At 67.2% G+C, this 22278-nt stretch carries 24 protein-coding genes; 11 read left to right on the forward strand and 13 right to left on the reverse strand.

Features of this window, described 5'->3' with window-relative positions; translation table 11 throughout:
* From TW83_RS06545 to purC, 10 genes are all read right to left on the reverse strand, one after another.
* Nucleotides 1-475 (reverse strand): methylenetetrahydrofolate reductase C-terminal domain-containing protein (locus tag TW83_RS06545; protein WP_045981999.1); only part of this gene is annotated, 475 nt, incomplete at its 3' end.
* Between the two features lie 385 nt (nt 476-860).
* Entirely contained in the window at nt 861-2003 is a 1143-nt protein-coding gene (locus TW83_RS06550; RefSeq protein WP_045981978.1) for a glycine cleavage T C-terminal barrel domain-containing protein, read from the reverse strand.
* Nucleotides 2004-2173: 170 nt separating this feature from the next.
* The gene (locus TW83_RS06555; protein WP_045981979.1) at nt 2174-2671 is read right to left on the reverse strand and encodes an Lrp/AsnC family transcriptional regulator; all 498 of its coding nucleotides are present in this window, start codon (nt 2669-2671) and stop codon (nt 2174-2176) included.
* Nucleotides 2672-2755: 84 nt separating this feature from the next.
* Nucleotides 2756-4087: a glutamine synthetase family protein gene (locus TW83_RS06560; RefSeq protein WP_045981980.1), complete on the reverse strand. Its 1332-nt coding sequence runs from the start codon at nt 4085-4087 to the stop codon at nt 2756-2758.
* Nucleotides 4088-4091: 4 nt separating this feature from the next.
* Nucleotides 4092-4916: an ABC transporter permease subunit gene (locus TW83_RS06565; protein ID WP_045981981.1), complete on the reverse strand. Its 825-nt coding sequence runs from the start codon at nt 4914-4916 to the stop codon at nt 4092-4094.
* Complete coding sequence (locus TW83_RS06570) at nt 4913-5794, reverse strand: ABC transporter permease subunit (RefSeq protein ID WP_045981982.1); 882 nt, start codon at nt 5792-5794, stop codon at nt 4913-4915. The genes TW83_RS06565 and TW83_RS06570 overlap by 4 nt, the downstream gene beginning before the upstream one ends.
* Nucleotides 5795-5844: 50 nt before the next feature.
* On the reverse strand, nt 5845-6579 hold the full coding sequence (locus TW83_RS06575; protein ID WP_045981983.1) for a transporter substrate-binding domain-containing protein: 735 nt from the start codon (nt 6577-6579) through the stop codon (nt 5845-5847).
* 24 nt (nt 6580-6603) lie between these two features.
* On the reverse strand, nt 6604-7401 hold the full coding sequence (locus tag TW83_RS06580) for an amino acid ABC transporter ATP-binding protein (RefSeq protein WP_045981984.1): 798 nt from the start codon (nt 7399-7401) through the stop codon (nt 6604-6606).
* A 93-nt stretch (nt 7402-7494) separates the two neighbouring features.
* Nucleotides 7495-7734 carry a phosphoribosylformylglycinamidine synthase subunit PurS gene (purS, locus tag TW83_RS06585; RefSeq protein WP_045981985.1) on the reverse strand — a complete coding sequence of 80 codons (240 nt, stop codon included), beginning with the start codon at nt 7732-7734 and terminating at the stop codon, nt 7495-7497.
* A 14-nt stretch (nt 7735-7748) separates the two neighbouring features.
* Entirely contained in the window at nt 7749-8510 is a 762-nt protein-coding gene (gene purC / locus TW83_RS06590; RefSeq protein WP_045981986.1) for a phosphoribosylaminoimidazolesuccinocarboxamide synthase, read from the reverse strand.
* 131 nt (nt 8511-8641) lie between these two features.
* Between purC and TW83_RS06595 the strand changes: the two genes are divergently transcribed.
* Together TW83_RS06595 and TW83_RS06600 are read left to right on the forward strand one after the other, a co-directional pair.
* Nucleotides 8642-8956 carry a DUF1476 domain-containing protein gene (locus TW83_RS06595; RefSeq protein ID WP_045981987.1) on the forward strand — a complete coding sequence of 105 codons (315 nt, stop codon included), beginning with the start codon at nt 8642-8644 and terminating at the stop codon, nt 8954-8956.
* Between the two features lie 172 nt (nt 8957-9128).
* Entirely contained in the window at nt 9129-9671 is a 543-nt protein-coding gene (locus tag TW83_RS06600; protein ID WP_045981988.1) for a cytochrome b/b6 domain-containing protein, read from the forward strand.
* On the opposite strand, the gene TW83_RS06605 is transcribed toward TW83_RS06600, so the two are convergent.
* Genes TW83_RS06605 through TW83_RS06615 form a run of 3 tightly spaced genes read right to left on the reverse strand, consistent with a single transcriptional unit; the run spans nt 9668 to nt 11891 of the window.
* On the reverse strand, nt 9668-10966 hold the full coding sequence (locus TW83_RS06605) for an MATE family efflux transporter (protein ID WP_045981989.1): 1299 nt from the start codon (nt 10964-10966) through the stop codon (nt 9668-9670). The two genes, TW83_RS06600 and TW83_RS06605, sit on opposite strands and share 4 nt — an antisense overlap.
* The gene (locus TW83_RS06610) at nt 10963-11463 is read right to left on the reverse strand and encodes a PaaI family thioesterase (RefSeq protein ID WP_042247551.1); all 501 of its coding nucleotides are present in this window, start codon (nt 11461-11463) and stop codon (nt 10963-10965) included. The genes TW83_RS06605 and TW83_RS06610 overlap by 4 nt, the downstream gene beginning before the upstream one ends.
* 2 nt (nt 11464-11465) lie before the next feature.
* Nucleotides 11466-11891, reverse strand: a complete 426-nt coding sequence (locus TW83_RS06615; RefSeq protein WP_045981990.1) for a PaaI family thioesterase — start codon at nt 11889-11891, stop codon at nt 11466-11468.
* 132 nt (nt 11892-12023) lie between these two features.
* Between TW83_RS06615 and TW83_RS06620 the strand changes: the two genes are divergently transcribed.
* From TW83_RS06620 to TW83_RS06660, 9 genes are all read left to right on the forward strand, one after another.
* The gene (locus TW83_RS06620) at nt 12024-12401 is read left to right on the forward strand and encodes a MerR family DNA-binding transcriptional regulator (protein ID WP_042247549.1); all 378 of its coding nucleotides are present in this window, start codon (nt 12024-12026) and stop codon (nt 12399-12401) included.
* A 106-nt stretch (nt 12402-12507) separates the two neighbouring features.
* Nucleotides 12508-12900: a MerR family DNA-binding transcriptional regulator gene (locus tag TW83_RS06625; RefSeq protein ID WP_045981991.1), complete on the forward strand. Its 393-nt coding sequence runs from the start codon at nt 12508-12510 to the stop codon at nt 12898-12900.
* Between the two features lie 11 nt (nt 12901-12911).
* Entirely contained in the window at nt 12912-14690 is a 1779-nt protein-coding gene (locus tag TW83_RS06630; protein ID WP_045981992.1) for an acyl-CoA dehydrogenase C-terminal domain-containing protein, read from the forward strand.
* Between the two features lie 272 nt (nt 14691-14962).
* Nucleotides 14963-15604: a glutathione S-transferase gene (locus tag TW83_RS06635; protein ID WP_045981993.1), complete on the forward strand. Its 642-nt coding sequence runs from the start codon at nt 14963-14965 to the stop codon at nt 15602-15604.
* Nucleotides 15601-16812 (forward strand): acetyl-CoA C-acetyltransferase, encoded by a 1212-nt coding sequence (locus tag TW83_RS06640; RefSeq protein WP_045981994.1) that lies wholly within the window; start codon nt 15601-15603, stop codon nt 16810-16812. Before TW83_RS06635 ends, TW83_RS06640 begins: the two co-directional genes overlap by 4 nt.
* 11 nt (nt 16813-16823) lie before the next feature.
* The gene (locus tag TW83_RS06645) at nt 16824-18995 is read left to right on the forward strand and encodes a 3-hydroxyacyl-CoA dehydrogenase NAD-binding domain-containing protein (protein WP_045981995.1); all 2172 of its coding nucleotides are present in this window, start codon (nt 16824-16826) and stop codon (nt 18993-18995) included.
* A gap of 167 nt (nt 18996-19162) precedes the next feature.
* Nucleotides 19163-20347, forward strand: a complete 1185-nt coding sequence (locus tag TW83_RS06650; protein WP_045981996.1) for a toxic anion resistance protein — start codon at nt 19163-19165, stop codon at nt 20345-20347.
* Nucleotides 20347-21363: a DUF2927 domain-containing protein gene (locus tag TW83_RS06655; protein ID WP_045981997.1), complete on the forward strand. Its 1017-nt coding sequence runs from the start codon at nt 20347-20349 to the stop codon at nt 21361-21363. The genes TW83_RS06650 and TW83_RS06655 overlap by 1 nt, the downstream gene beginning before the upstream one ends.
* Before the next feature lie 51 nt (nt 21364-21414).
* Nucleotides 21415-22278 (forward strand): SPFH domain-containing protein (locus TW83_RS06660; protein ID WP_045981998.1); only part of this gene is annotated, 864 nt, incomplete at its 3' end.

A 22278-nucleotide genomic window follows, 5' to 3' on the forward strand; every position in this document is an offset into this window, starting at 1 on the left:
CGCGGGGGGCGTCGGACGGCCCGGCCGGGTGCGCCGCCTTTTCGCGCGCCACGCGCAGCCAGGACGACGACCCCTGCAGGCTGCGGTCCACGGGCGGCTGGACGTCGCCGATCCGCGCGCCGTCGCGCATCCGGGCGGCCCCCTCCCAGGCCATCACCCAGACACAGCGCATCTGCGGATCGACCTCGCAGAAGCCGCCGGGGCGCACGCCGCCGCAGGGACCGTTCCGCAATGTCTTGGGGCAGTTCATCGGGCAGGACATGCCGGTCGAGGACAGCACGCATTGCCCGCACATCCGGCAGTCGAACAGCAGGCCCTTGGTCAACCGCTCGACCGCGGCGACGGGGCGTTCCAGCCGGTGATACCCGATGCGCCGGAACAGCGGGTCCAGGGCGACCAGAGCAACCTCGAACCGGACATAGACCCATTCGAAGGCGCGGGCATGACGGACGGCAAGACGGCGAAGGTGGTACATGCTATCCGCCCCGCCGCAGGGAAGGCCGGTTGCCCATCATGTCGCCGCGTTCAGTCGCCCGACCCGATCGCGCAGCACGCGCATTCCGATCGGGCGGGGTGATTGAACTGGTCGGGCGTGTTCGCCGGGTGCCAGACCGGCGACGCACCGGGGCAACCCTGATCACCCGCCCGCACGCGGCCGGCCCCTTGCGGGCGCAGGACGACAGTGCACCACGCGTCGCCGGAAAGGTGCGCCCTGCCCCGGGGGGCTGCAGCGACATCGCCTTATCGGGCATCTGCATTCCCAGGCATCAGTACCCGGCGGTTCCCGGACAGGGACACAATGCACCTTGTGGGGCAGAACAGATCGGACATGACTGAGGCTCCGTGATCCGGGGGCAGGGTCAGGCGACGGCGATGGTCTTCTTGGGGTCGTGAAAGGGCCGCTCGACGATGGTCGCGGACCGCGTGCCGTCCGGGGTCCGGACCTGAACCTGGGCGCCCATCTGTGCCGATCCGGCCGACAGCATCGCCAGCGCGATGTTGCGATCCAGCCGCGGCGAATGGATCGCCGAGGTGACCTTGCCCACGACCTGGCCGTCACGGGTGACGGGCCAGAAGGTCGTGTTCGGCCCCTTCAGCGGCGCGCCGTCAATCACCAGGCCGACCTGGCGGCGGGCGGGGCCGTCGGCCTTGATCCGGCGCAGCGCGTCCTTGCCGATGAAATCGGCCTCGATGTCCAGGTCCACCAGCCGGTCCAGACCCAGCTCATAGGGATTGGTGTCGATGTCGGCATCGGCATGATAGGACAGCATCGCCCCCTCGATCCGGCGGATCGACGAGGTGTGGCCTGCCTTCAGCCCCAGGGGCGCACCCGCGGCCATGATCCGCTCCCACAGCGCGTCGCCACGACTGCCGTCCTGCAGATACAGCTCGTATCCCAGCTCGCTGGACCAGCCGGTGCGTGACACGATCAGCGGGATGCCGTCCAGATCGACCCGGCGCAACCAGTAATAGCGAAGGTCCATGATCGCGTCGCCGAACAGCGCCCGCATCACCGCACCCGATTTCGGCCCCTGCAGCTGCAGGGGCGACACGTCCGGTTCCCTGATCGTGACGTCCATTCCCGAATGCACCGCGACCCCCTGCGCCCACAGCAGGATGTCACTGTCGGCCAGCGATATCCAGAAATGGTTTTCCGCCAGCCGCAGCAGGACCGGGTCGTTCAGGATGCCGCCCTGGGCATTCGTGATCAGCACGTATTTGCACTGTCCGACCGCCATCGTGGACAGGTCGCGCGGGGTCAGCGTCTGGACGAACCGCGCCGCGTCGGGGCCGGTGATCTCGACCTGACGCTCGACGGCGACGTCGCACAGGATCGCGTCGTTGATCAGGTTCCAGAAGTTCTGCACCGGATTGCCGAAGTCGCGCGGGATGTACATGTGGTTATAGACCGAGAACCCCGTGGCGCCCCATCGGACGGTCGCGTCGAAATAGGGGGACTTGCGGATCTGGGTTCCGAAACCGAAATCTTGGATCTGGGTCATCTGACGTCTTCTTCCACGAAAATGGGCCGGTGGCCGGGGCGGGACATCTGCCATCTAAGCGCGGATGCGGACGACGCACGGGCCAAATCCGGCGCGCAAACAGGCCGGTCGGGCTGTTCTTGGGGTGGACTGCAGACCGGACGGTCTTGGCCGGAGAATCCCGCGCCGGGTCAGGCGGGGTGCGCGGGCGCGCGCGTCAGCGCCTTGAGGTCGGGCTGTGCTGCCTTAACCTGTCGCGTCACGATATAGGTCATATAGCGCTGGATCCCCAGATCGGCCTCCAGCAGCGATTCCATCAGGGTCTGGAACGCCGTCAGGCTTTGGGTGACGACCTTGAGGACATAATCCATCCCGCCGCCGGTCGCGATGCATTCGGTGACCTCCGGCAGGGCGCCGATATGGCTTTCGAACCGGTCGAAATCGACCTTGCGGTGCTGCGCCAGCGATACGGTGACGACGACCTGGGTGACGTTGGCAATGCGCTCCAGCGCGATGTCGGCCCGGTATCCCCGAATCAGCCCGGCCTCGCGCAGCCGCGTCAGGCGCGCCCAGCAGGGGGTGGGCGACAGGTTCACCAGCTCGGCCAGTCGCGCCTTGCTCAGTTGCCCGTGCTGCTGCACGGCCGCAAGGATGCGGATGTCGGTCGCATCAAGGCCTGGCCTGCTCATCCACCGCCTCACTTGCCGTCACGGACGGCGAACATTGCCCATGGCCCTGCTGCCCGGAAACAGGCGGGCGGGCCATCGTCGCGATCAGACCGTGTCCAGGTACAGCTCGACCGTCTCCTCGTCGGACAGCTCGGCCATGTAATGCAGTTCCTGGCGCTTGGTCATCAGATAGTTGTCGACCAGATGCGCGGGCAGGATGCGGCGGATCTCCTGGCAGCTGTCGAACGCCTCGATCGCGGCGCCCCAGTCGCCGGGCAACTGCGCCAGCTTCTGGTCATAGGCGTTGCCCTTGAAGGGCGCGGGGGCGACCAGCTGGTCCTCGATCCCGTTCAGCGCGGCCCCCAGGATGGCGGCGATGGTCAGATAGGGGTTCACGTCGCCACCGGCCACGCGATGCTCGATCCGCCGGGCCTTGGGGCCCGAGGACGGGATGCGGATCGCGGCGGTGCGGTTCTCATAGGCCCAGCCGATGCCGGTCGGGGCATGGGCGTTGGGAACCAGGCGGTCAAAGCTGTTCTCATGCGGGGCAAAGAGCAGGGTCGATCCGGGCATGGCGCGCAGGCAGCCCGCGACGGCCTGGCGCAGCGCCTCGGTCCCCTCCTCTCCGCCATTGTCGAAGATGTTTCGCCCGGCCCGGTCCAGGATCGAGAAATGCATGTGCATCCCGTTGCCCGCGAACATCTCGTAGGGCTTGGCCATGAAGCTGGCGGCAAAGCCGTAGGTCCGGGCGATGCCCTTCACCAGCATCTTGAACAGCCAGGTGTCGTCGGCGGCCTTCAGCGGATCGGCCTGATGCATCAGGTTGATCTCGAACTGTCCCGGCCCCGCCTCCGAGATGGCGGTATCGGCGGGAATGTCCATCGCCTCGCAGGCGTCATAGAGCGTCGTGAAGAACTGGTCGAACGCGTCCAGCGCGCGCAGCGACAAGACCTCGCCGCCGGTGCGCCGCTTGCCGGATTTCGGGCTGGGCGGCACGCGCAGCGTCTTGCCGCTGTCGTCGATCAGAAAGAATTCCAGCTCGGTCGCCACCACCGGTACCAGCCCGGCCGCGACATAGCGTTCGGCCACGCGGGCCAGCGCCTGGCGCGGGTCGCCGTCATAGGGGGTGCCGTCGGGATGGAACATCCACAACGGCAGCAGCCCCGTGGGTGCGTCCAGCCACGGCATGGGCAGGAACCCCCGTTCGGTGGGCAGCAGCAGCCCGTCAGGGTCGCCGGATTCGAAGACCAGCGGGCTGTCCTCGACATCCTCGCCCCAGATGTCCAGGTTCAGGACCGAATAGGGAAACTTGGTCCCCTCCTCCAGCAGCTTGCCGGCATAGCGCGCGGGCACGCGCTTGCCCCGCGCGACACCGTTCAGGTCTGCTGCCGCGACGCGGATCGTCTTGACCTCGGGGTGTTCGCGCAGCCATTCCATGGGATTATCTCATCAACTGGGGACGGTACCGGACGCGGCTGGTCGCACCCGGCAGATGCCGGTTCAGCCGCCTGTTCACCCTGCCGAAAAGCCAGATCAATGCCAAGGTGGCAGCGATGAAATAAGCGGCGGCAATGGGATAGGCGACAAAGGGGTTGAAGGTCCGGTCCGCGAAGTAGCTGGCATAGTACAGCGCGTCGCCCTTTTGCTGGAACGCCGGAAAGCCGCTGAAATAGACCAGCGTCGTGGCGTGGAACAGGAAGATCGCCTCGTTCGTGTAGCTGGGCCAGGCCAGGCGCAGCATGGTGGGCCAGACGATCCGCCGGAACCGCTTCCACCCGGTCAGGCCATAGGCGTCGGCGGCCTCGACCTCTCCCTTGGGGACCGACATCAGCGCGCCGTGAAAGATCTGCGCGCTGTAGGCCGCGGTGTTCAGGATCAGCACGATCAGCGCCCCGGCCCAGGCCCGCGTCAGCCAGCTGGTCTGGATGGTCATCCCCAGGACGTCGATGCCCGCCCGCGGCAGCAGCACCAGCGATTCATAGGCGATGAAGAACTGGATGAACAAGGGACTGCCGCGGAAGACGAAGATGAAGGCGTTCGCGGGCTTGCGCAGCCAGGGGTTGGCACTGGCCTTGGCCAGCGCCACGCCGGTCGCGATGAAGAAGCCGACCGACAACGCCAACACTGCAAAATACAGGTTCCAGATCAGGCCCGACCCGATCAGCACCGCCTGCTGGCACAGGTCATATCCCTCGCGCGGCAACAGCCGTTCGCCATAGCCGATCGAGCGCAGGGCATAGTCCTGGATGGTCTGCACGCAGCTCATGCCGGGGCTCCCTTGCGCTCGGCCTCGCCGCCAAGCGTGGCCTGGCCGCGCGACAGCCGCCGCGTGACGCGACCCAGCACGCGTTCCGAGATCCAGGTCATGCCCAGATAGAACACCAGGATCGCCAGGAAGTAATACAGCCGCCAGTCCGGATGCGGATAGGTGAAGGCGCTGGTCTTGGACCCGCCCAGCTCGCGCGCCCAATAGACGATGTCCTCGACCCCCAGCAGGAACAGAAGCGGCGTGGCCTTGATCAGGATCATCCACAGGTTCGACAGGCCCGGCAGGGCATAGGTCCACATCTGCGGTATCAGCACGCGGCGGTTCACCTGCGCAGGCGACATGCCATAGGCCTCGGCCGTCTCCAGCTGGGCGCGGGGCACGGCGGCCATGGCGCCGGACAGCACGTTCGCGGCAAAGGCACCAAAGACGATCGAGAAGGCGATGACCGCCAGGAAGATGCCATAGACGTCATGCACCCAGGGCGCGGCGTCGTTCAGCGGCAGCTTGGCCGCGGCGCAGACGACGAAATCGTTGCCCTGCCGGACGGGCGCATCGCTGTCGCACAGGACCTGATGGCGCACCCATTCGAAGCCCTGGTCCAGCGCGATCGGCACGAACAGGAAGAAGATGATGTCCGGCACGCCCCGCACCATCGAGGTGTAGATCCCCCCGAACCACCGCAGCGGCGCGATGCGCGAGCGGCTGGCCATGGCGCCGCCAAAGCCGAACAGCAGTGCGATGGGCGCGGTGATCGCCAACAGCAGAAGCACCGTCCCGAAGCTGGCATAGAACAGCAGATGCGTGCCCGATGTCAGGTAGCACGACAGCCAGGCAAGCCCCTGCAGCAGGGACGGATCGGTGCAATATGCGAACATGGGACTTCCCGAAGGGCCGCCGCGGCACGGGTCCGCGGCGGCGGGTCAGATCATTCGAACAGCAGCGCGTCGTCGCCGAACCACTTCTTGATCATGTCGTTCAGGCTGCCGTCTTCCTTCATCGCGGTGATCTGCGCGTCGAACTTCTCCAGCAGCTCGGTGTCGGACTGGCGCAGGCCCATGCCGATGCCCTCGCCCAGGGCGACGCGGTCCATGCCCTCGACCCAGACCAGCTCTCCGCCGGATTCCTCGACGATGGGGGCCAGGAAGTCGCGGTCGGCCAGGATCGCATCGGCCTCGCCGTTGCGGACGGCGGCGACGGCCTGGTCGGGGTTCGGGAACTCGATCAGCGTCGCGCCGCTCTCGGCGACATAGCCGGCCTGGATGGTGCTGGTCTGGGCCGCGACAATGCCGCCTTCGACGTCGACATCAGCCGCCAGCGCCGCATAGGCCGACGGCGTCGGCGGGGTGTAGGGCTGGGTGAAGGCGATGACTGCCTGGCGTTCGGCGTTGATGTTCATGCCGGCCATGATCGTGTCATAGTTCGACGAGACCAGGTTCGGGATGATCGAATCCCAATCGTTGCGCACCCAGGTGCAGTCCAGCTCGGCGCGCTTGCACAGCTCGTTGCCCAGCTCGATCTCGAAGCCGGTGACCTCGCCGGTGGCGTCGTCGATGAAGTTGTAGGGGGCATAGGCGCCTTCGGTGCCCATGCGGATGGTCTGGGCCTGGGCCAGGCCCGCGGTCAGCATCAGCGCGGCGGCCGCGATCGTCAGGGATTTCATTTCGGGGTCTCTCCTGTTGGTTTCTTATGTCGCCGTGGTCGCGGACAGGAACTGGCGCAGACGGTCGGTCTGCGGGTTCCCGAACAGGCGATCCGGCGGGCCTTCTTCGCAGACCACGCCCTGATGCAGGAACACGACGTGATCGCTGACATCGGCGGCCAGCCGCATGTCATGGGTGACCAGGATCATCGTGCGATGCTCTCCGGCCAGATCCTTGATGACGCGGACGACCTCCTGCTGCAGCTCGGGGTCCAGCGCGCTGGTGGGTTCGTCGAACAGCAGCGCCTTGGGCTGCATGCACAGCGCGCGGGCGATGGCGGCACGCTGCTGCTGGCCGCCCGACAGCTGCGCGGGCCAGGCGTCCGCCTTGTCGCCGATGCCGACCTTGGCCAGAAGGTCGCGGGCGCGGGCCTCGACTGCGGCGCGATCCTCGCCCAGCACGGTGACCGGGGCCTCCATCACGTTCTGAAGGATCGTCATGTGGGCCCATAGGTTGAACTGCTGAAACACCATGGACAGGTTGGTGCGCATCCGCGTGACCTGGGCACGGTCGGCGGGGTGGCGGCCCTGCCCCTGCCCCTTCCAGCGGACCGGTTCGCCCTCGAACAGGATCTCTCCGGCCTGGCTGTTCTCCAGCAGGTTGCAGCAGCGCAGCAGCGTGGACTTGCCCGACCCGGACGACCCGATCAGGCTGACCACATGGCCGCGCGGGGCGGTCATGGACACACCCTTGAGGACGTCAAGCGGACCATAGGACTTGTGCAACCCGTTGATCGAAATGACCGGGGCGGCGCTGTGAGGGGTCGGGGTCTGGTTCATCATCCGCACATTGGGCGTCAAACGCGCGCGTTTTGCAACGGGGTGCAGGGGGCAACCTGCCGATAAGGGCAGGCTGCCGCAGCGTCAGCCGAACGCTTACGCAATCTCGATCGAGTATTTCTCGATCACAGTGTTGGCCAGCAGGCCCTCGCACATCCTGGCGACCTCGGCGCGGGCCGCCTCGGCGTCGGTGGCGGCCAGGTCCAGCTCGATCAGCTTGCCCTGGCGGACGCCGGTGACGTCCTGGTGGCCAAGCCCGCCCAGGGCATGGCGGATCGCCTCGCCCTGGGGGTCCAGGACGCCGTCCTTCAGCATGATGGTGACACGTGCTTTCATGGCGGCAGTCCCTCTCAGTTGATCGCGGTCGGTTTCAGGCTGGTCGTGTTGGCGGGCATCAGGCCCAGCCGGCGCGCCACCTCGGTATAGGCGTCGGTCAGGTTGCCCAGGTCGCGGCGGAACACGTCCTTGTCCAGCTTCTGCCCGGTCTTGACGTCCCACAGCCGGCAGCTGTCAGGGCTGATCTCGTCGGCCACGATCAGGCGCATGAAATCGTTGTCCCAGACCCGTCCGACCTCGATCTTGAAATCGATCAGCTTGATGCCGGCGCCGTAGAACACCCCCGAGAGGAAGTCGTTCACCCGCAGCGCCAGGCTGACGATGTCGTCCAGGTCCTGCTGGGTCGCCCAGCCGAAGGCGATGATGTATTCCTCGGACACCATCGGGTCGCCCAACTCGTCGTTCTTGTAGCTGTATTCGACGATGGGCCGCGGCAGGGCCGTGCCCTCCTCCAGCCCAAGGCGCTTGGACAGCGACCCGGCCGCGAAATTGCGCACGATCACTTCCAGCGGGATGATCTCGACCTGGCGGATCAGCTGCTCGCGCATGTTGATGCGGCGGATGAAGTGGTTCGGGACGCCGATATTCGTCAGCCCGTTCATAAAGAACTCGGACAGGCGGTTGTTCAGCACGCCCTTGCCTTCGATGGTGGCGCGCTTCTGCGCGTTGAAGGCGGTCGCGTCATCCTTGAAGTACTGGATCAGCGTGCCGGGTTCCGTGCCCTCGTAGAGGATCTTGGCCTTGCCTTCGTAAACTTTCTTGCGCCGCGGTGCCATGGGCCCACCGTCCTTTCGCATGTCCCTGAAGATGCCGCTTACCCCGGATTGCCGGTCGGGGGCAATACGAGCCTTGCGACAAGGCATACCGATGGGCATATCTTGTCCCAGACGCCGCACAGGAGGGCCCGATGACCACGTTCAACGATCGAGAGCGCGCCTACGAATCCAAGTTCGCCCATGACGCCGACCTGCGCTTCAAGGCCGAGGCGCGCCGGAACCGCCTGCTGGGCGAATGGGCGGCCGGACAGATGGGCAAGACCGGCGACGACGCCCGCGCCTATGCCATGACCGTCGTCAGCGCCGATTTCGCCGAGCCCGGAGAGGAGGACGTCTTCCGCAAGGTCGAGGCCGACCTGACAGGCGTCGCCGATGCCGAAACGATCCGCGCGCAGATGGCCCGCCTGATGGACGAGGCCCGCCGCCAGGTCATCGACGAGACCTGAGCCGCCATCGTCAGCAGACCGGATCAGGGGGGCATCGCGCCCCCCTTTTCTATTCCTGCACGCGCGGAAGGCAGCCGGGGTCAAGCTTTGGTGACCCGGCATTTTTGCCGTCGCGTTCCTGCCGAACCGTGGGATGAAAGGGTCTGCCCTATCAGCGACAGGATGCCGGAACATGCTTTGGGACAATCAGGACCGCTATGGAGCCGTGACCCGGACGCTTCACTGGGGGATCGCCGCCCTGATGGCGTGGCAGTTCGGCGGCATGCTGTCCGAAAGCCTGCTGGGCGACAAGGCGCCCCTGGCCGTCGCACTGACCGCCAACCACACCCAGGTCGGAACCATCCTGTTCGTGCTGATCGTCCTGCGCGTGGTCTGGGCCGCCCTGAACCGTGATCGTCGCCCGCCCCGCCGGGCGGACCTGCTGGGCTATGCGGCAAGGCTGGGGCATGTCGCGCTTTATGCGCTGATGCTGGCGGTTCCCTCGGCGGCGCTGCTGCGGGCCTGGGGCGGGGTACGGGGCTTTGCGCCCTTCGGGTTCCAGATCTTCGCGCCGCGCGCCCCGGACCAGGTCGTCAAGGCTGCCACCGACATCGGGTCGAACTTTCACGGAGAGCTGGCCTGGGTGATGGGCGTGCTGATCCTGGGCCATATCGCCATGACGCTGTTCCACCAGATCGTGCTGCGCGACCGCCTGCTGCGCCGCATGGCAGGCTAGGCGGCCGCGGCCTCGGCATTGGGATAGCGGCGCAGCATCGTCACCGCGCGGGCCAGGTTCAGCGCCATCAGCGCGGCCCACAGGCCGTGGTTGCCCCAGAAGGGCGGCAGGATCAGCACGCAGGCCGCGAAGACCGCCACCGACCGGATCATCGCATTGCGCATGTCCCGCGTCAGCGTGGCCCCGATGAAGATGCCGTCCAGCATCCAGCCCGCCACCCCGATCAGGGGCGCCAGCGCCAGCCAAGGCAGATAGATCCGCGCCGCCTGCCGCACCGCGTCCGAGGTGGTCAGCAGATCGATGATCGCGCCCCCCGCGACGATGAAGACCAGCCCCATCACGACCGCACCCCCCAGCCCCCAGGCCGAGGTCAGCAGCGCCGCCCGCCGCACCCGGTCCGGCCGACGCGCGCCCACGGCCTGTCCCACCAGGCTTTCGGCGGCAAAGGCGAACCCGTCCAGCGCATAGGCGGTCAGCGCCACGAACTGCAGCAGCACCTGGTTCGCGGCCAAGGGCACGTCGCCCTGCCCCGCCCCCAGGAACAGGAAGCTGGTCATGCAGCCCTGCAGCAGGACCGACCGGATCATGATGTCGCCGTTCACCCGCGCCAGCCGCGTCAGCCGGTCGCGCGCCCACAGCCCCGCCGCGCGGCGCGCCTGTCCCAGCACGTGCCGCGCCAGCCACAGGCCCAGCGCCACGCCGGACAGTTCGGCGATCAGGGTGGCCCAGGCGACGCCCGCCACGCCCAGCCCCAGGCCCAGCACGAACCACACATCCAGCGCGACGTTCAGCCCGTTCTGCAACAGCTGCAGCGCCAGCACCGCACGGGTGCGTTCGACCGCGATCAGCCAGCCGGTGATCGCGTACAATCCGATGGTCGCAGGCGCCCCCCAGATGCGGATCGCCAGATAGTCGCGGGCCAGCGCCTCGACCGCATCGGAGGCCGGGGCCAGCCGGAAGGCCGCCCAGAAGATCGGCGCCTGCAGCGCGATGAAGACCAGCCCCGCGGCGGCGGCGATGGCCAGCGCGCGCAGCAGATGGGCGCCGACCTCGGGCGCGTCGCCCGCGCCATGCGCCTGCGCCACCAGACCGGACGTGCCCATGCGCAGGAACCCGAACACCCAGTAGATGGACGTCAGGATGATCGCGCCGATCCCCACCGCGCCGATGGCCTGCGGCTGGCCCAGCTGGCCCACCACGCCGGTATCGACCAGCCCCAGCAACGGCACCGTCAGGTTGGACAGCACGATGGGCACCGCGATCTGCAGCACCCGGCGGTGGGTCAGCAGGCTCAAGGCTGCGGCATCAGGAAGTGACCGGTGGCCTGGGCGATCAGGCGGGCGCGGTTGTCCTGCCATGCCTCGACATGGACGGACGCATAGCGGCGTCCCGACCGCACCACGCGGGCGCGGGCATAGGCATCGCGCGGCAGGCCCGAGCGCAGGTAGTCGACGGTGAAATCGATGGTCTTGGGCAGCCGCGGCAGGCTGTCGGGAACGGCCGCGTCGGGGGCGATGCGGCCTGATTCCAGGTCCTCCCACATCGCGGCCCAGCCCAGCTCAATGATCGCCGTGACCTCCAGGAAGGCAGCGGTGACCCCACCATGGATCGCAGGCAGCATCGGGTTGCCGATCAGCTTGTCGTCATAGGGCAGGATCGCGGTCAGTTCGTCCCCGCGCCGGTCGAAGCGGATGCCCAGCCAGGTCATGTAGGGCACGCCGGTGACCATCGCCGCCAGGGCCGAATCGCGGCGCGACTTGATCTGGTGCAGGGGTTCGTTGCGGTCGCCCATGATCACCGCTCCGCCGTGAAGGCGCCGGTGGCGGCGGCGACGGGATTGGCCTCGTCCTCGTCCAGGGCCACGGCGCGCAGGAAGGCCACGCTGCGGGTCATGTGATAGCATTCGGCCCGCGCGGTGATGCGCTGCCCCGGCGTCGCGGCCCGCATGTAGTCGATGCGCAGGTCGATCGTCGCGGTCGATCGCGGGTTCGTCGGATGCGCCATCACCGCCGCCCCGCAGCAGGTGTCCATCAGCGCCGAGACGACACCCCCGTGGATCACCCCGGTGCGCGGATCGCCGACCAGGTGTTCGGCCCAGGGCATGCTGATCGTGGCGCGGCCCGCGCCGATCTCCTCGACCCGCATGCCCAGGGCGCGCGCATGGGGGATCGCCTCGATGAACTGCTGGGCGATGCGGGCGTGATCGTCGGGATCGGTCATGGGGCGTCCTTCTTTGCGCGAGGGGTAGCGTCCGGTCGGGACCCGGATCAAGCCCCGGCGCGCGATTCGGTTGAGAAAGGATGCGGCTGCGCTTAGGTTGACGCCAAGGGAAATCTTCCAGGGAGGTGCCGGGTGACCGAAGACCGCATCAGCTTCAAGGACATGTGCGCACGGTTCGAGGTGACGCCCCGCACGCTGCGCTATTACGAATACATCGAACTGCTGCAGCCCCGAAAGGAAGGCCGCGCCCGGTTCTATGGCCCGCGCGAGGTCGCGCGCATGACCCTGATCCTGCGCGGGCGGCGCTTCGGCTTCAGCCTGGAGGAGATCCGCCAATGGCTGCAGATCTATGACAAGAAGGGCTCTCGCGAGCAGTACCAGGTCTGGATCGACATGGCCGACCGCCAGCTGGCCGTGCTGGACGGTCAGATCGCTGACCTGACGGCGGCGCGGGCGGACCTGGACCAGCTGCGCCAGACCACCGTGGCCGAACTGGCCAAGATGGGCTGACGCGGCGGCACGCGCCCTTGTGACGCCGCGTCCTGCTTACGTTCGCGTCAACTTGGGCCTATGTTCAGGGAAGGACGGAAAGCCGGTTTGAGGAGGAGCCGCACCCATGTCCGAAGATCTGATGACCATCCGCCAGATGTGCGACGCCTTTGACGTGACCCCGCGCACGCTGCGGTTCTACGAGGCACGAGAGCTGATCTTTCCCCAGCGCCGCGGCCAGCACCGGTTGTATGACCGGCGCGACCGGGCCCGGCTGATCCTGATCCTGCGCGGCAAGCGCTTCGGGTTCAGCCTGGAACAGATCCGCCAGCTGCTGCAGCTGTACGAACCCGGCGGCACGAACCGCGCGCAGATCGCGGCCACGATCGATGTCGGCCGCGACCGCCTGGCGGACATGGAACGGCAATATGCCGAACTGAGCGAGGCGATCGCCGACCTTCGCCAGCAGATCTCGGATGCCGAGGGCCGGCTTTCCGCAGCCCCCACAGAACAGCCGTAAAGGATCCCGACATGCCTTCGTACACGCCCCCGATCCGCGACCTGCAGTTCGTCCTGCACGACGTTCTGAAGCTGTCGCAATCCGACCTGCCCGGCCATGACGAACTGGCCCCCGATTTTACCGAGGCCGTGCTGGAAGCCGCCGGCAAGCTGTCCGCCGAGGTGCTGGCGCCCCTGAACCTGTCCGGCGACCAGGAGGGCTGCGTTCTGGAGAATGGCGTCGTCCGCACGCCCAAGGGCTTCCGCGAGGCGTTCGAGCAGGTCAAGGAAGGCGGCTGGACCGCACTGGACTGCGACCCCGAATACGGTGGCCAGGGCATGCCCTACACCATGGGCGTGGCCACCGGAGAGATGTTCGTGTCGGCCAACATGGCCTTCAACATGTACCAGGGCCTGACCCACGGCGCCTATTCCGCGATCCATGCTCACGGCACCGACGACCAGAAGCAGACCTATCTGCCCAAGATGGTCAGCTGTGACTGGACCGGCACGATGAACCTGACGGAACCGCATTGCGGCACCGATCTGGGCCTGCTGCGCACCAAGGCGGAACCGCAGGACGACGGCAGCTATCTGATCACGGGCCAGAAGATCTTCATCTCGGCCGGTGATCACGACATGGCCGAGAACGTCATCCACCTAGTCCTGGCCAAGGCACCCGGCGGCGGCGAGGGCACCAAGGGCATCAGCCTGTTCATCGTGCCGAAGTTCCTGGTGAACGCGGACGGCTCTCTGGGCGATCGCAACGGCGTGTCGGTGGGCGCGCTGGAGCACAAGATGGGCATCCACGGCAACGCGACCTGCGTGATGAACTATGACGGCGCGAAAGGCTGGCTGCTGGGCGACCTGCACAAGGGCATGCGCGCCATGTTCACCATGATGAACGAGGCGCGTCTGGGCGTGGGCCTGCAGGGCTATGCCGCGGCGGTGCCCGCCTATCAGAACGCGCTGGCCTATGCCAAGGACCGCCTGCAGGGCCGTGCGGTGACCGGCGTGCAGAATGCGCAGGGCGCCGCTGATCCGCTGATCGTGCATCCCGACATCCGCCGCAGCCTGCTGGACCAGAAGAGCTTCATCGAGGGTGCTCGCGCCCTGGCGCTGTGGGGCGCGCATCTGATCGACCGCGGCCACCTGGCCGGCGACAAGGACGCCGAGGGGCTGGTGTCGCTGATGACCCCGGTCATCAAGGGCTTCCTGACCGACAAGGGCTTCGAGGCGACGGTGCTGGCCCAGCAGGTCTTCGGGGGCCACGGCTATGTCGAGGAATGGGGCATGAGCCAGTTCGTCCGCGACGCCCGCATCACCATGATCTACGAAGGTGCGAACGGCGTGCAGGCGCTGGACCTGGTCGGCCGCAAGCTGGCCCAGGATGGCGGCAAGCATGTGATGGCCTTCTTCGACATGGTCAAATCGTTCTGCAAGGAACAGTCCGGCAATCAGGCACTGGCCGCCGACTTCATCGAACCGCTGAAGGCCGCGTCCAAGGACCTGCAGGCGGCGTCCATGTTCTTCATGGAACGCGGCATGAAGAACCCGAACGAAGCGCTGTCGGGCAGCTACGACTTCATGCACCTGTTTGGTCACGTGACCTTGGGCTATATGTGGGCCCGGATGGCGGTCGCCGCACAGGCGGCGCTGGATGCGGGCACCGCGGACCCGGCGTTCCACAAGACCAAGCTGGCAACCGGCCGCTACTACATGAAGCGGCAGCTGCCGATGACCGCCACGCATCTGGCCCGCATCCAATCCGGAGCAGCCACGGTGATGGAACTGGAGGCAGAAGCCTTCTGATCCGACATCAAAGGCGGAGAGGTCGCATTGGGTATTTTTGCAAAGAAGAAGCAGGATGCGCCCCGACCTCTTCCGATTGTTGTTGGGTCAGGCGTTGTCGGCCCACAGGCCGGGGCGACTTCTCCTTTGGCGGTCATCGGCTCCCCAGCCTGTACCGCAGGACCAGACTAATGCCGCTCAGTTGAAGAAGTGGTTAACGCCGCTTCTTCTTTGCCCAAATACCCCGCGGGGGGTCCGGGGGGCGCGCAGCCCCCCGGCGTCGAGGAGGAAAGATGACCGCGCAACTCTGGTGCTTTGGCGAATCCGGGAACGCCTACAAACCGGCCCTGACGATGCAAGTGGCGGGTTATGACTGGCAGCCCGTCTATGTCGATTTCTTTAACGGAGAGGGGCGCAGCCCCGCATTTCGGGCACTGAACCCGATGGGCGAGGTCCCGGTGTTCCGTGAGGGCGATGTGACCCTGACCCAATCGGCCGTCATCCAGCTGCATGTCGCGGAACGCACCGGCAGGTTCCTGGGCAGCGACCGCAACGAGACGCTGCGCTGGCTGATGTTCGACAACCACAAGGTCTCGGGCCAGGCGGGACCGGCGCGGTTCTTGTTGAACTTCCTGCCCGCGGACAAGCGGCCGGCAGGAGCGGCGGAATACCTGCAGGGACGGCTGAAAGGGGCCTATCAGGTGCTGGAAGCGCATCTGGCGGACCGCGACTGGGTCGCACCCGGCGGCCCGACCATCGCCGATTTCGCGCTGTGCGGATACCTGTATTACCCCGAGCCCTTCGGCTTCGACCGCAGGGATTGGCTCCATATAGATCGCTGGCTGGACGGCATCGCCGCCCTGCCCGGCTGGAAACACCCCTATGATCTGATGCCCGGCAACCCATCCGACCGGGCGCCCAAGGAGGACACATGACCGACGCATTCATCTATGACGCAGCCCGCACGCCGCGCGGCAAGGGCCGCCCCGATGGCAGCCTGCACGAGGTCACCTCGCTGGCGCTGTCGGCGCGCCTGTTGAACGCCGTCAAGAACCGCAACGGGCTAGAAGGCCACGCGGTCGAGGACGTGATCTGGGGCAATGTGACCCAGGTCAAGGAACAGGGCGGCTGCCTGGCGCGCAGCGCCGTGCTGGCATCGGACCTGGACCAGAGCATTCCCGGCCTGTCGATCAACCGCTTTTGCGCCAGCGGCATGGAGGCCGTGAACCTGGCCGCCAACCAGATCAAGGGCGGCGCGGGCCAGGCCTATATCGCCGGCGGGGTCGAGATGATGGGCCGCGTTGCCATGGGCAGCGACGGGGCGGCCATCGCGGTCGATCCGGGACTGGCCATGCGGTCGTACTTCGTACCGCAGGGGATCAGCGCCGACATCATCGCGACCGAATACGGCTTCAGCCGCGCAGACGCCGATGCGCTGGCGCTGGAAAGCCAGCGCCGCGCGGCGCAGGCCTGGGCCGACAACCGCTTTGCCAAATCCATCGTCCCGGTGCTGGACCAGAACGGCCTGACCATCCTGGACCGCGACGAATACATGCGCCCCGGCACCACGGCGGACGATCTGGCCAAGCTGCGCCCGGCCTTCAAGGAGATGGGCGAGATGATGCCGGGCTTCGACAAGGTCGCGATGCTGAAATACCCGCACCTGACCCATGTCGATCACATCCACCACGCCGGCAACAGCAGCGGCATCGTCGACGGCGCCGCCGCCGTGCTGATCGGCAACGCGGAATTCGGGCAGGCCCATGGCCTGAAGCCCCGCGCGCGCATCCGCGCCACCGCCAAGATCGGCACCGACCCCACGATCATGCTGACCGGCCCGGTTCCCGTGACCGAGAAGATCCTGAAGGACAGCGGCCTGTCCATCGGCGACATCGACCTGTTCGAGGTGAACGAGGCCTTCGCATCCGTGGTGCTGCGCTTCATGCAGGCCTTCGACGTGGACCATTCCAAGGTCAACGTGAACGGTGGCGCAATCGCGATGGGCCACCCCCTGGGCGCGACCGGCGCGATCATCATCGGCACCCTGCTGGACGAGCTTGAGCGGCAGGACAAGACCATGGGTCTGGCGACCCTGTGCATCGCGTCCGGCATGGGCGCGGCCACCATCATCGAACGCGTGTGAGGAGCCCGGACATGACCGATTTCACGATGGAGAAAGGCGCCGACGGCGTCGCGGTGATCACCTGGGACGTGCCGGGCAAGTCGATGAACGTGCTGTCGATGGACGGCGCGACCGCCCTGAACGGCCTGATCGACGACGCGCTGGCCGACGATGCCGTCAAGGGCATCGTCATCACCAGCGGCAAGAAGGACTTTGCCGCCGGGATGGACCTGAAGGTCATCGCGGGCATGAAGGACGCGAACGGCGCGCAGGGCGTGTTCGACGGCGTGATGACGCTGCACCACCTGCTGCGCAAGATCGAGCTGGCGGGCATGGACCCCAAGACCAAGAAGGGCGGCAAGCCGATCGCCAGCGCCCTGCCCGGCACCGCGCTTGGCATCGGGCTGGAACTGCCGCTGGCCACGCATCGCATCTTTGCGGCCGACAATGCCAAGGCCAAGATCGGCCTGCCCGAGATCATGGTCGGCATCTTTCCCGGCGCCGGCGGCACCACCCGCCTGACGCGCAAGCTGGGCGCCATGATAGCCGCACCCTTCCTGCTGGAGGGCAAGCTGTCGGACCCCAAAAAGGCGAAATCGGCCGGGCTGATCGACGAGGTCGTCGAAGACCCGCTGGCCGCCGCAAAGGCCTGGGTGCTGGAGGCCAAGGAGGCCGACCTGGTCAAGCCGTGGGATGCCAAGGGATACAAGATGCCGGGCGGAGAGCCGTTCCACCCGGCGGGCTTCATGACATTCGTGGGCGCCTCCGCGATGGTGCATGGCAAGACGATGGGCGTCTATCCGGCGGCCAAGGCGCTGCTGTCGGCGGTCTATGAGGGGTCGATGGTGCCGTTCGACCAGGCGCTGAAGATCGAGGCGCGCTGGTTCACCAACGTGCTGATGAACCCGTCCTCCACCGCGATGATCCGCAGCCTGTTCATCAACAAGGAGGCCCTTGAGAAGGGCGCGAACCGTCCCGAGGCCCCCGACCAGACCGTCCGCAAGGTGGGCATCCTGGGCGCAGGCATGATGGGCGCGGGCATCGCCTATGTCAGCGCCATGGCCGGGATCGAGGTCGTGCTGATCGACGCGGCCCAGGACAGCGCCGACCGCGGCAAGGCCTATTCCACGGGCCTTCTGGACAAGGCCATCAGCCGCAAGAAGGCGACCGAGGAGAAGAAGGCCCAGGTGCTGGACCGCATCACCGCCACCACGGATTACGCCGCCTTGGAAGGCTGCGACCTGATCGTCGAGGCGGTCTTTGAGGACCCGTCGGTCAAGGCCGAGGTGACGAAGAAGGCCGAGGCCGTGATCCCGCAGGACGCGATCTTTGCCACCAACACCTCGACCCTGCCGATCAGCGATCTGGCGCGTGCCAGCGCGCGCCCCCAGCAGTTCATCGGCATCCACTTCTTCAGCCCGGTCGACAAGATGCTGCTGGTCGAGATCATCAAGGGCAAGGAAACCGGTCCCGTGGCGGTCGCCAAGGCGCTGGATTTCGTGCGCCAGATCCGCAAGACCCCCATCGTCGTGAACGACGAACGGTTCTTCTATGCCAACCGCTGCATTATCCCCTATATCAACGAAGGCATCCGCATGGTGGCCGAGGGCGTGAACCCCACGCTGGTCGAAAACGCCGCCAAGATGATGGGCATGCCCCTGGGTCCGCTGCAGCTGGTCGACGAGACCTCGATCGACTTGGGCGTCAAGATCGCCAAGGCGACCAAGGCCGCGATGGGCGACGCCTATCCCGACGGCGCGGTCGACGACGTGCTGTTCTGGATGGCCAACCAGGGGCGGATGGGCCGCAAGGGCGGCGCAGGCTTCTATGCCTATGAGGACGGCAAGCGGCAGGGCCTGTGGGAGGGTCTGGACGCGCAGTACCCGCGCAGCGCCGATCAGCCCGACCTGCACGAGATCCAGCACCGCCTGATGTTCGCCCAAAGCCTGGAGGCCGTGCGTGCGCTGGAGGACGGCGTGCTGGAGGACATCCGCGAAGGCGATGTGGGCGCCATCCTGGGCTGGGGCTTTGCGCCCTGGTCGGGCGGTCCCTTCGGCTGGCTGGACATCCTGGGCGCGCAGAAGGCGGTCGAGATCTGCGACCGGCTGGAGGCCGCGCACGGTGCCCGCTTCAAGGCGCCGCAGATGCTGCGCGACATGGCCGCCAAGGGCGACAGCTTCTACGGGCGCAAGGCCGCGGCCTGACACCCCCGGATGGGCCGCGCTTGTGGCCCATCCGCACCACCCGCTGTGTCCGCCCTGCCATGTGACGAAACTTTCCGGTCTGGCCGTCGTTGAAGCCGCGGAAATTAGTCATATGCTGCGACAACGGAACCGCCCGACGGGCGGATGGCCGACAAGGGGACATGCCGATGAGTGACGAGACGAAACGCCGCGCCGAAGCTGCCCAGGCCCAGATCGAGGCGATCGCCTCGGCCCCGCTGCCCGAGCCTGCTCCTGCGGCGCAGTCCCTGTCCGATGCCGACCCCGCCGTTCAGGCCCAGATCCGCGCCCGCATGGCCGAGATCGACCTGAAGGACAGCAATTCCATCCTCCGCTTCGGCACCCGCGCGCAGGCTGATCTGCAGCAGATCAGCCAGTCCATGCTGGCCGATGTCAAAGCCAAGGAGGTCGGTCCGGCCGGCGACAGCCTACGCGAGGTCGTGACCACGATCCGCGGATTCTCGACCATCGAACTGGACATGCGGCGCAGCCGCAGCTGGTGGGAAAAGCTTTTGGGCCGGTCGGCGCCCTTTGCCAAGTTCGTGGCGAATTATGAACAGGTTCAGACCCAGATCGACCGCATCACGGCCGAGCTGGAGGGGCACGAGCAGAAGCTGCTCAAGGACATCAAGTCGCTGGACATCCTGTATGACCGCACGTTGACCTTCTATGACGAGCTGGCCCTGTACATCGCCGCCGGCACCGAAAAGCTGGCCGAGCTGGACCGAGAGACGATCCCCGCCAAGGAGGCCGAACTGGCCGCAAAGGCGCAGCCCGACCAGGTGATCGAGGCGCAGGAACTGCGCGACCTGCGCACCCTGCGCGACGACCTGGAACGCCGCGTCCACGACCTGAAGCTGACGCGCCAGGTGACGATGCAGTCGCTGCCCTCGATCCGGCTGGTGCAGGAGAACGACAAGTCGCTGGTCACCAAGATCAACTCGACGCTGGTGAACACGGTGCCTTTGTGGGAGACGCAGCTGGCCCAGGCCGTCACCATCCAGCGCAGCGCCGAGGCCGCCCGCGCGGTCAAGGAGGCCAACGACCTGACCAACGAGCTGCTGACACGCAACGCCGACAACCTGCGTCAGGCGAACGCCCAGATCCGGGCCGAGACGGAACGCGGCGTCTTTGACATCAAGGCGGTTCAGACCGCCAACGCCCAGCTGATCGCCACGATCGAGGACAGCCTGCGCATCGCCGACGAGGGTCGGTCGCGGCGCGCCTCGGCCGAGACCGAACTGGTGCGCATGGAGGCCGAACTGCGCGATGCGCTGGCGGCGGCATCCTCGCGGCAGCCTGCAGCTGTCACCGGCCCCGGCGGGCGGCGCTGATGCGGCGCCTGGCTGCCCCCGCCCTGGGATTGGCGTTGCTGCTGGGCGGCTGCGCCCCCGACCCGTTCACGGACACGCCCGGCTCTCCGCGCCCGCAGGCACGCCCCGAAGCCGCCTCGGCCGCGCAGAGCCAAGCCGAGTTGCGCCGCGCGCGGGCCGAACGCAACCGCGCCGCGAATGCCGTCGCACGCCAAGCCTCGGCCTCGCCCAGCCAAGCCAGCCAGTCGCAGCGTGACTATTATGCCGCGGCGGAACGGCGGCTGGTGGCGCAGGGTCGCCTGCGCCGCGACCGGATCCCGCTGGACGCGCCGATCGACGCCGAGATCCTGACCCGCAACTTCATCGACATCGCGCTGCGCGACGAATACAGCCAGACCGACGGCGGGCTGGTGTCGCAGTCCCGCGCGGCGCCCCTGCGCCGCTGGCAGGGTCCGGTGCGGATGCAGCTGGAATTCGGCGCCTCGACCGACATGGCCGCCCGCCCCGCCTGGCGGTCGGAGGTCGCGGATTTCGCGGGCCGCCTGTCGGACGCCACGCGCCATCCCGTGTCCCTGACGGCCGAGGGCGGCAACTTTACCATCCTGGTCCTGACCGAGGATGAGCGCCGGGCCATCGGCCCGCGCTTGGCCCAGCTTGTGCCGGGCATCCCGGCGCAGGACGTGTCGATCATGACCGACCTGCCCGCCGCGATCAGCTGCGCGGTCTTCGCCTATTCGCAGGGAGCGGCCGCCGACTATGCCCGCGCCGTGGCGGTGATCCGGGCCGAACTGCCGCCGCTGCTGCGCACGTCCTGCATCCACGAGGAGCTGGCGCAGGGAATGGGGCTGGCCAATGACAGCCCCGGCGCGCGTCCGTCGATCTTCAACGACGACGAGGAGTTCGCGCTGCTGACGCGCCATGACGAACTGCTGCTGCGGATCCTCTATGATCCCCGCCTGCGTCCCGGCATGTCCGAGGCGGAGGCCGCGCCCATCGTCCGCCGCATCGCGACCGAGCTGCTGGGCGAGAACACTTGATCCCGTCCCCGGCCCGCCCCTAGAAAGGGGCGAGGTCAGCGGGAGGCACCTATGTCCATCTTCGACATCCTGGGCGGCGAATTCATCGAGATCATCGAATGGACGGCCGACGACCGCGACACGATGGTCTGGCGCTTCGACACCGTCGGGCGCGCGATCAAGTATGGCGCCAAGCTGACCGTCCGCGAGGGTCAGGCCGCTGTCTTTGTCCATGAGGGCCAGCTGGCCGACGTGTTCGGCCCCGGCCTGTACCTGCTGGAGACGAACAACCTGCCGGTGCTGACGCGCCTGCAGCACTGGGACCACGGCTTTCGCAGCCCCTTCAAGTCCGAGGTCTATTTCGTCAGCACGACCCGCTTCAACGATCTGAAATGGGGCACCCGCAACCCCATCATCGCCCGTGACCCCGAATTCGGCCCGGTCCGCCTGCGGGCCTTCGGCACCTATGCGATGCGCGTGGGCGACCCCGCCCGGTTCATGTCCGAGATCGTCGGCACCGATGGCGACTTCACCCGCGACGAGATCACCTTCCAGATCCGCAACGTGATCGTGCAGGAGTTTTCCCGCGCCATCGCCGCGTCGAACATTCCCGTTCTGGACATGGCCGCAAACACCGACCAGCTGGGTGCGCTGGTCGCCAAGGCCATCGCCCCGGTGATCGAGGCCTATGGCCTGGTCCTGCCGGAATTCTATATCGAGAACATCAGCCTGCCCGCCGAGGTCGAGGCGATGCTGGACAAGCGCACCAGCATGGGGATCATCGGCGATCTGGATCGTTTCGGCCAGTATGCCGCGTCCGAGGCCATGCTGGCGGCCGCGCGGAACGAGGGGGGCGCCGGTGCCGGCCTGGGCGCCGCGATGGGGGCCGCCATGGGCGCCACGATGCGCGGACCCTGGGGCGCCATGCCCTCGGCC

This window comes from Paracoccus sp. S4493 (assembly GCF_000967735.1).
Classification (GTDB): domain Bacteria; phylum Pseudomonadota; class Alphaproteobacteria; order Rhodobacterales; family Rhodobacteraceae; genus Paracoccus; species Paracoccus marcusii.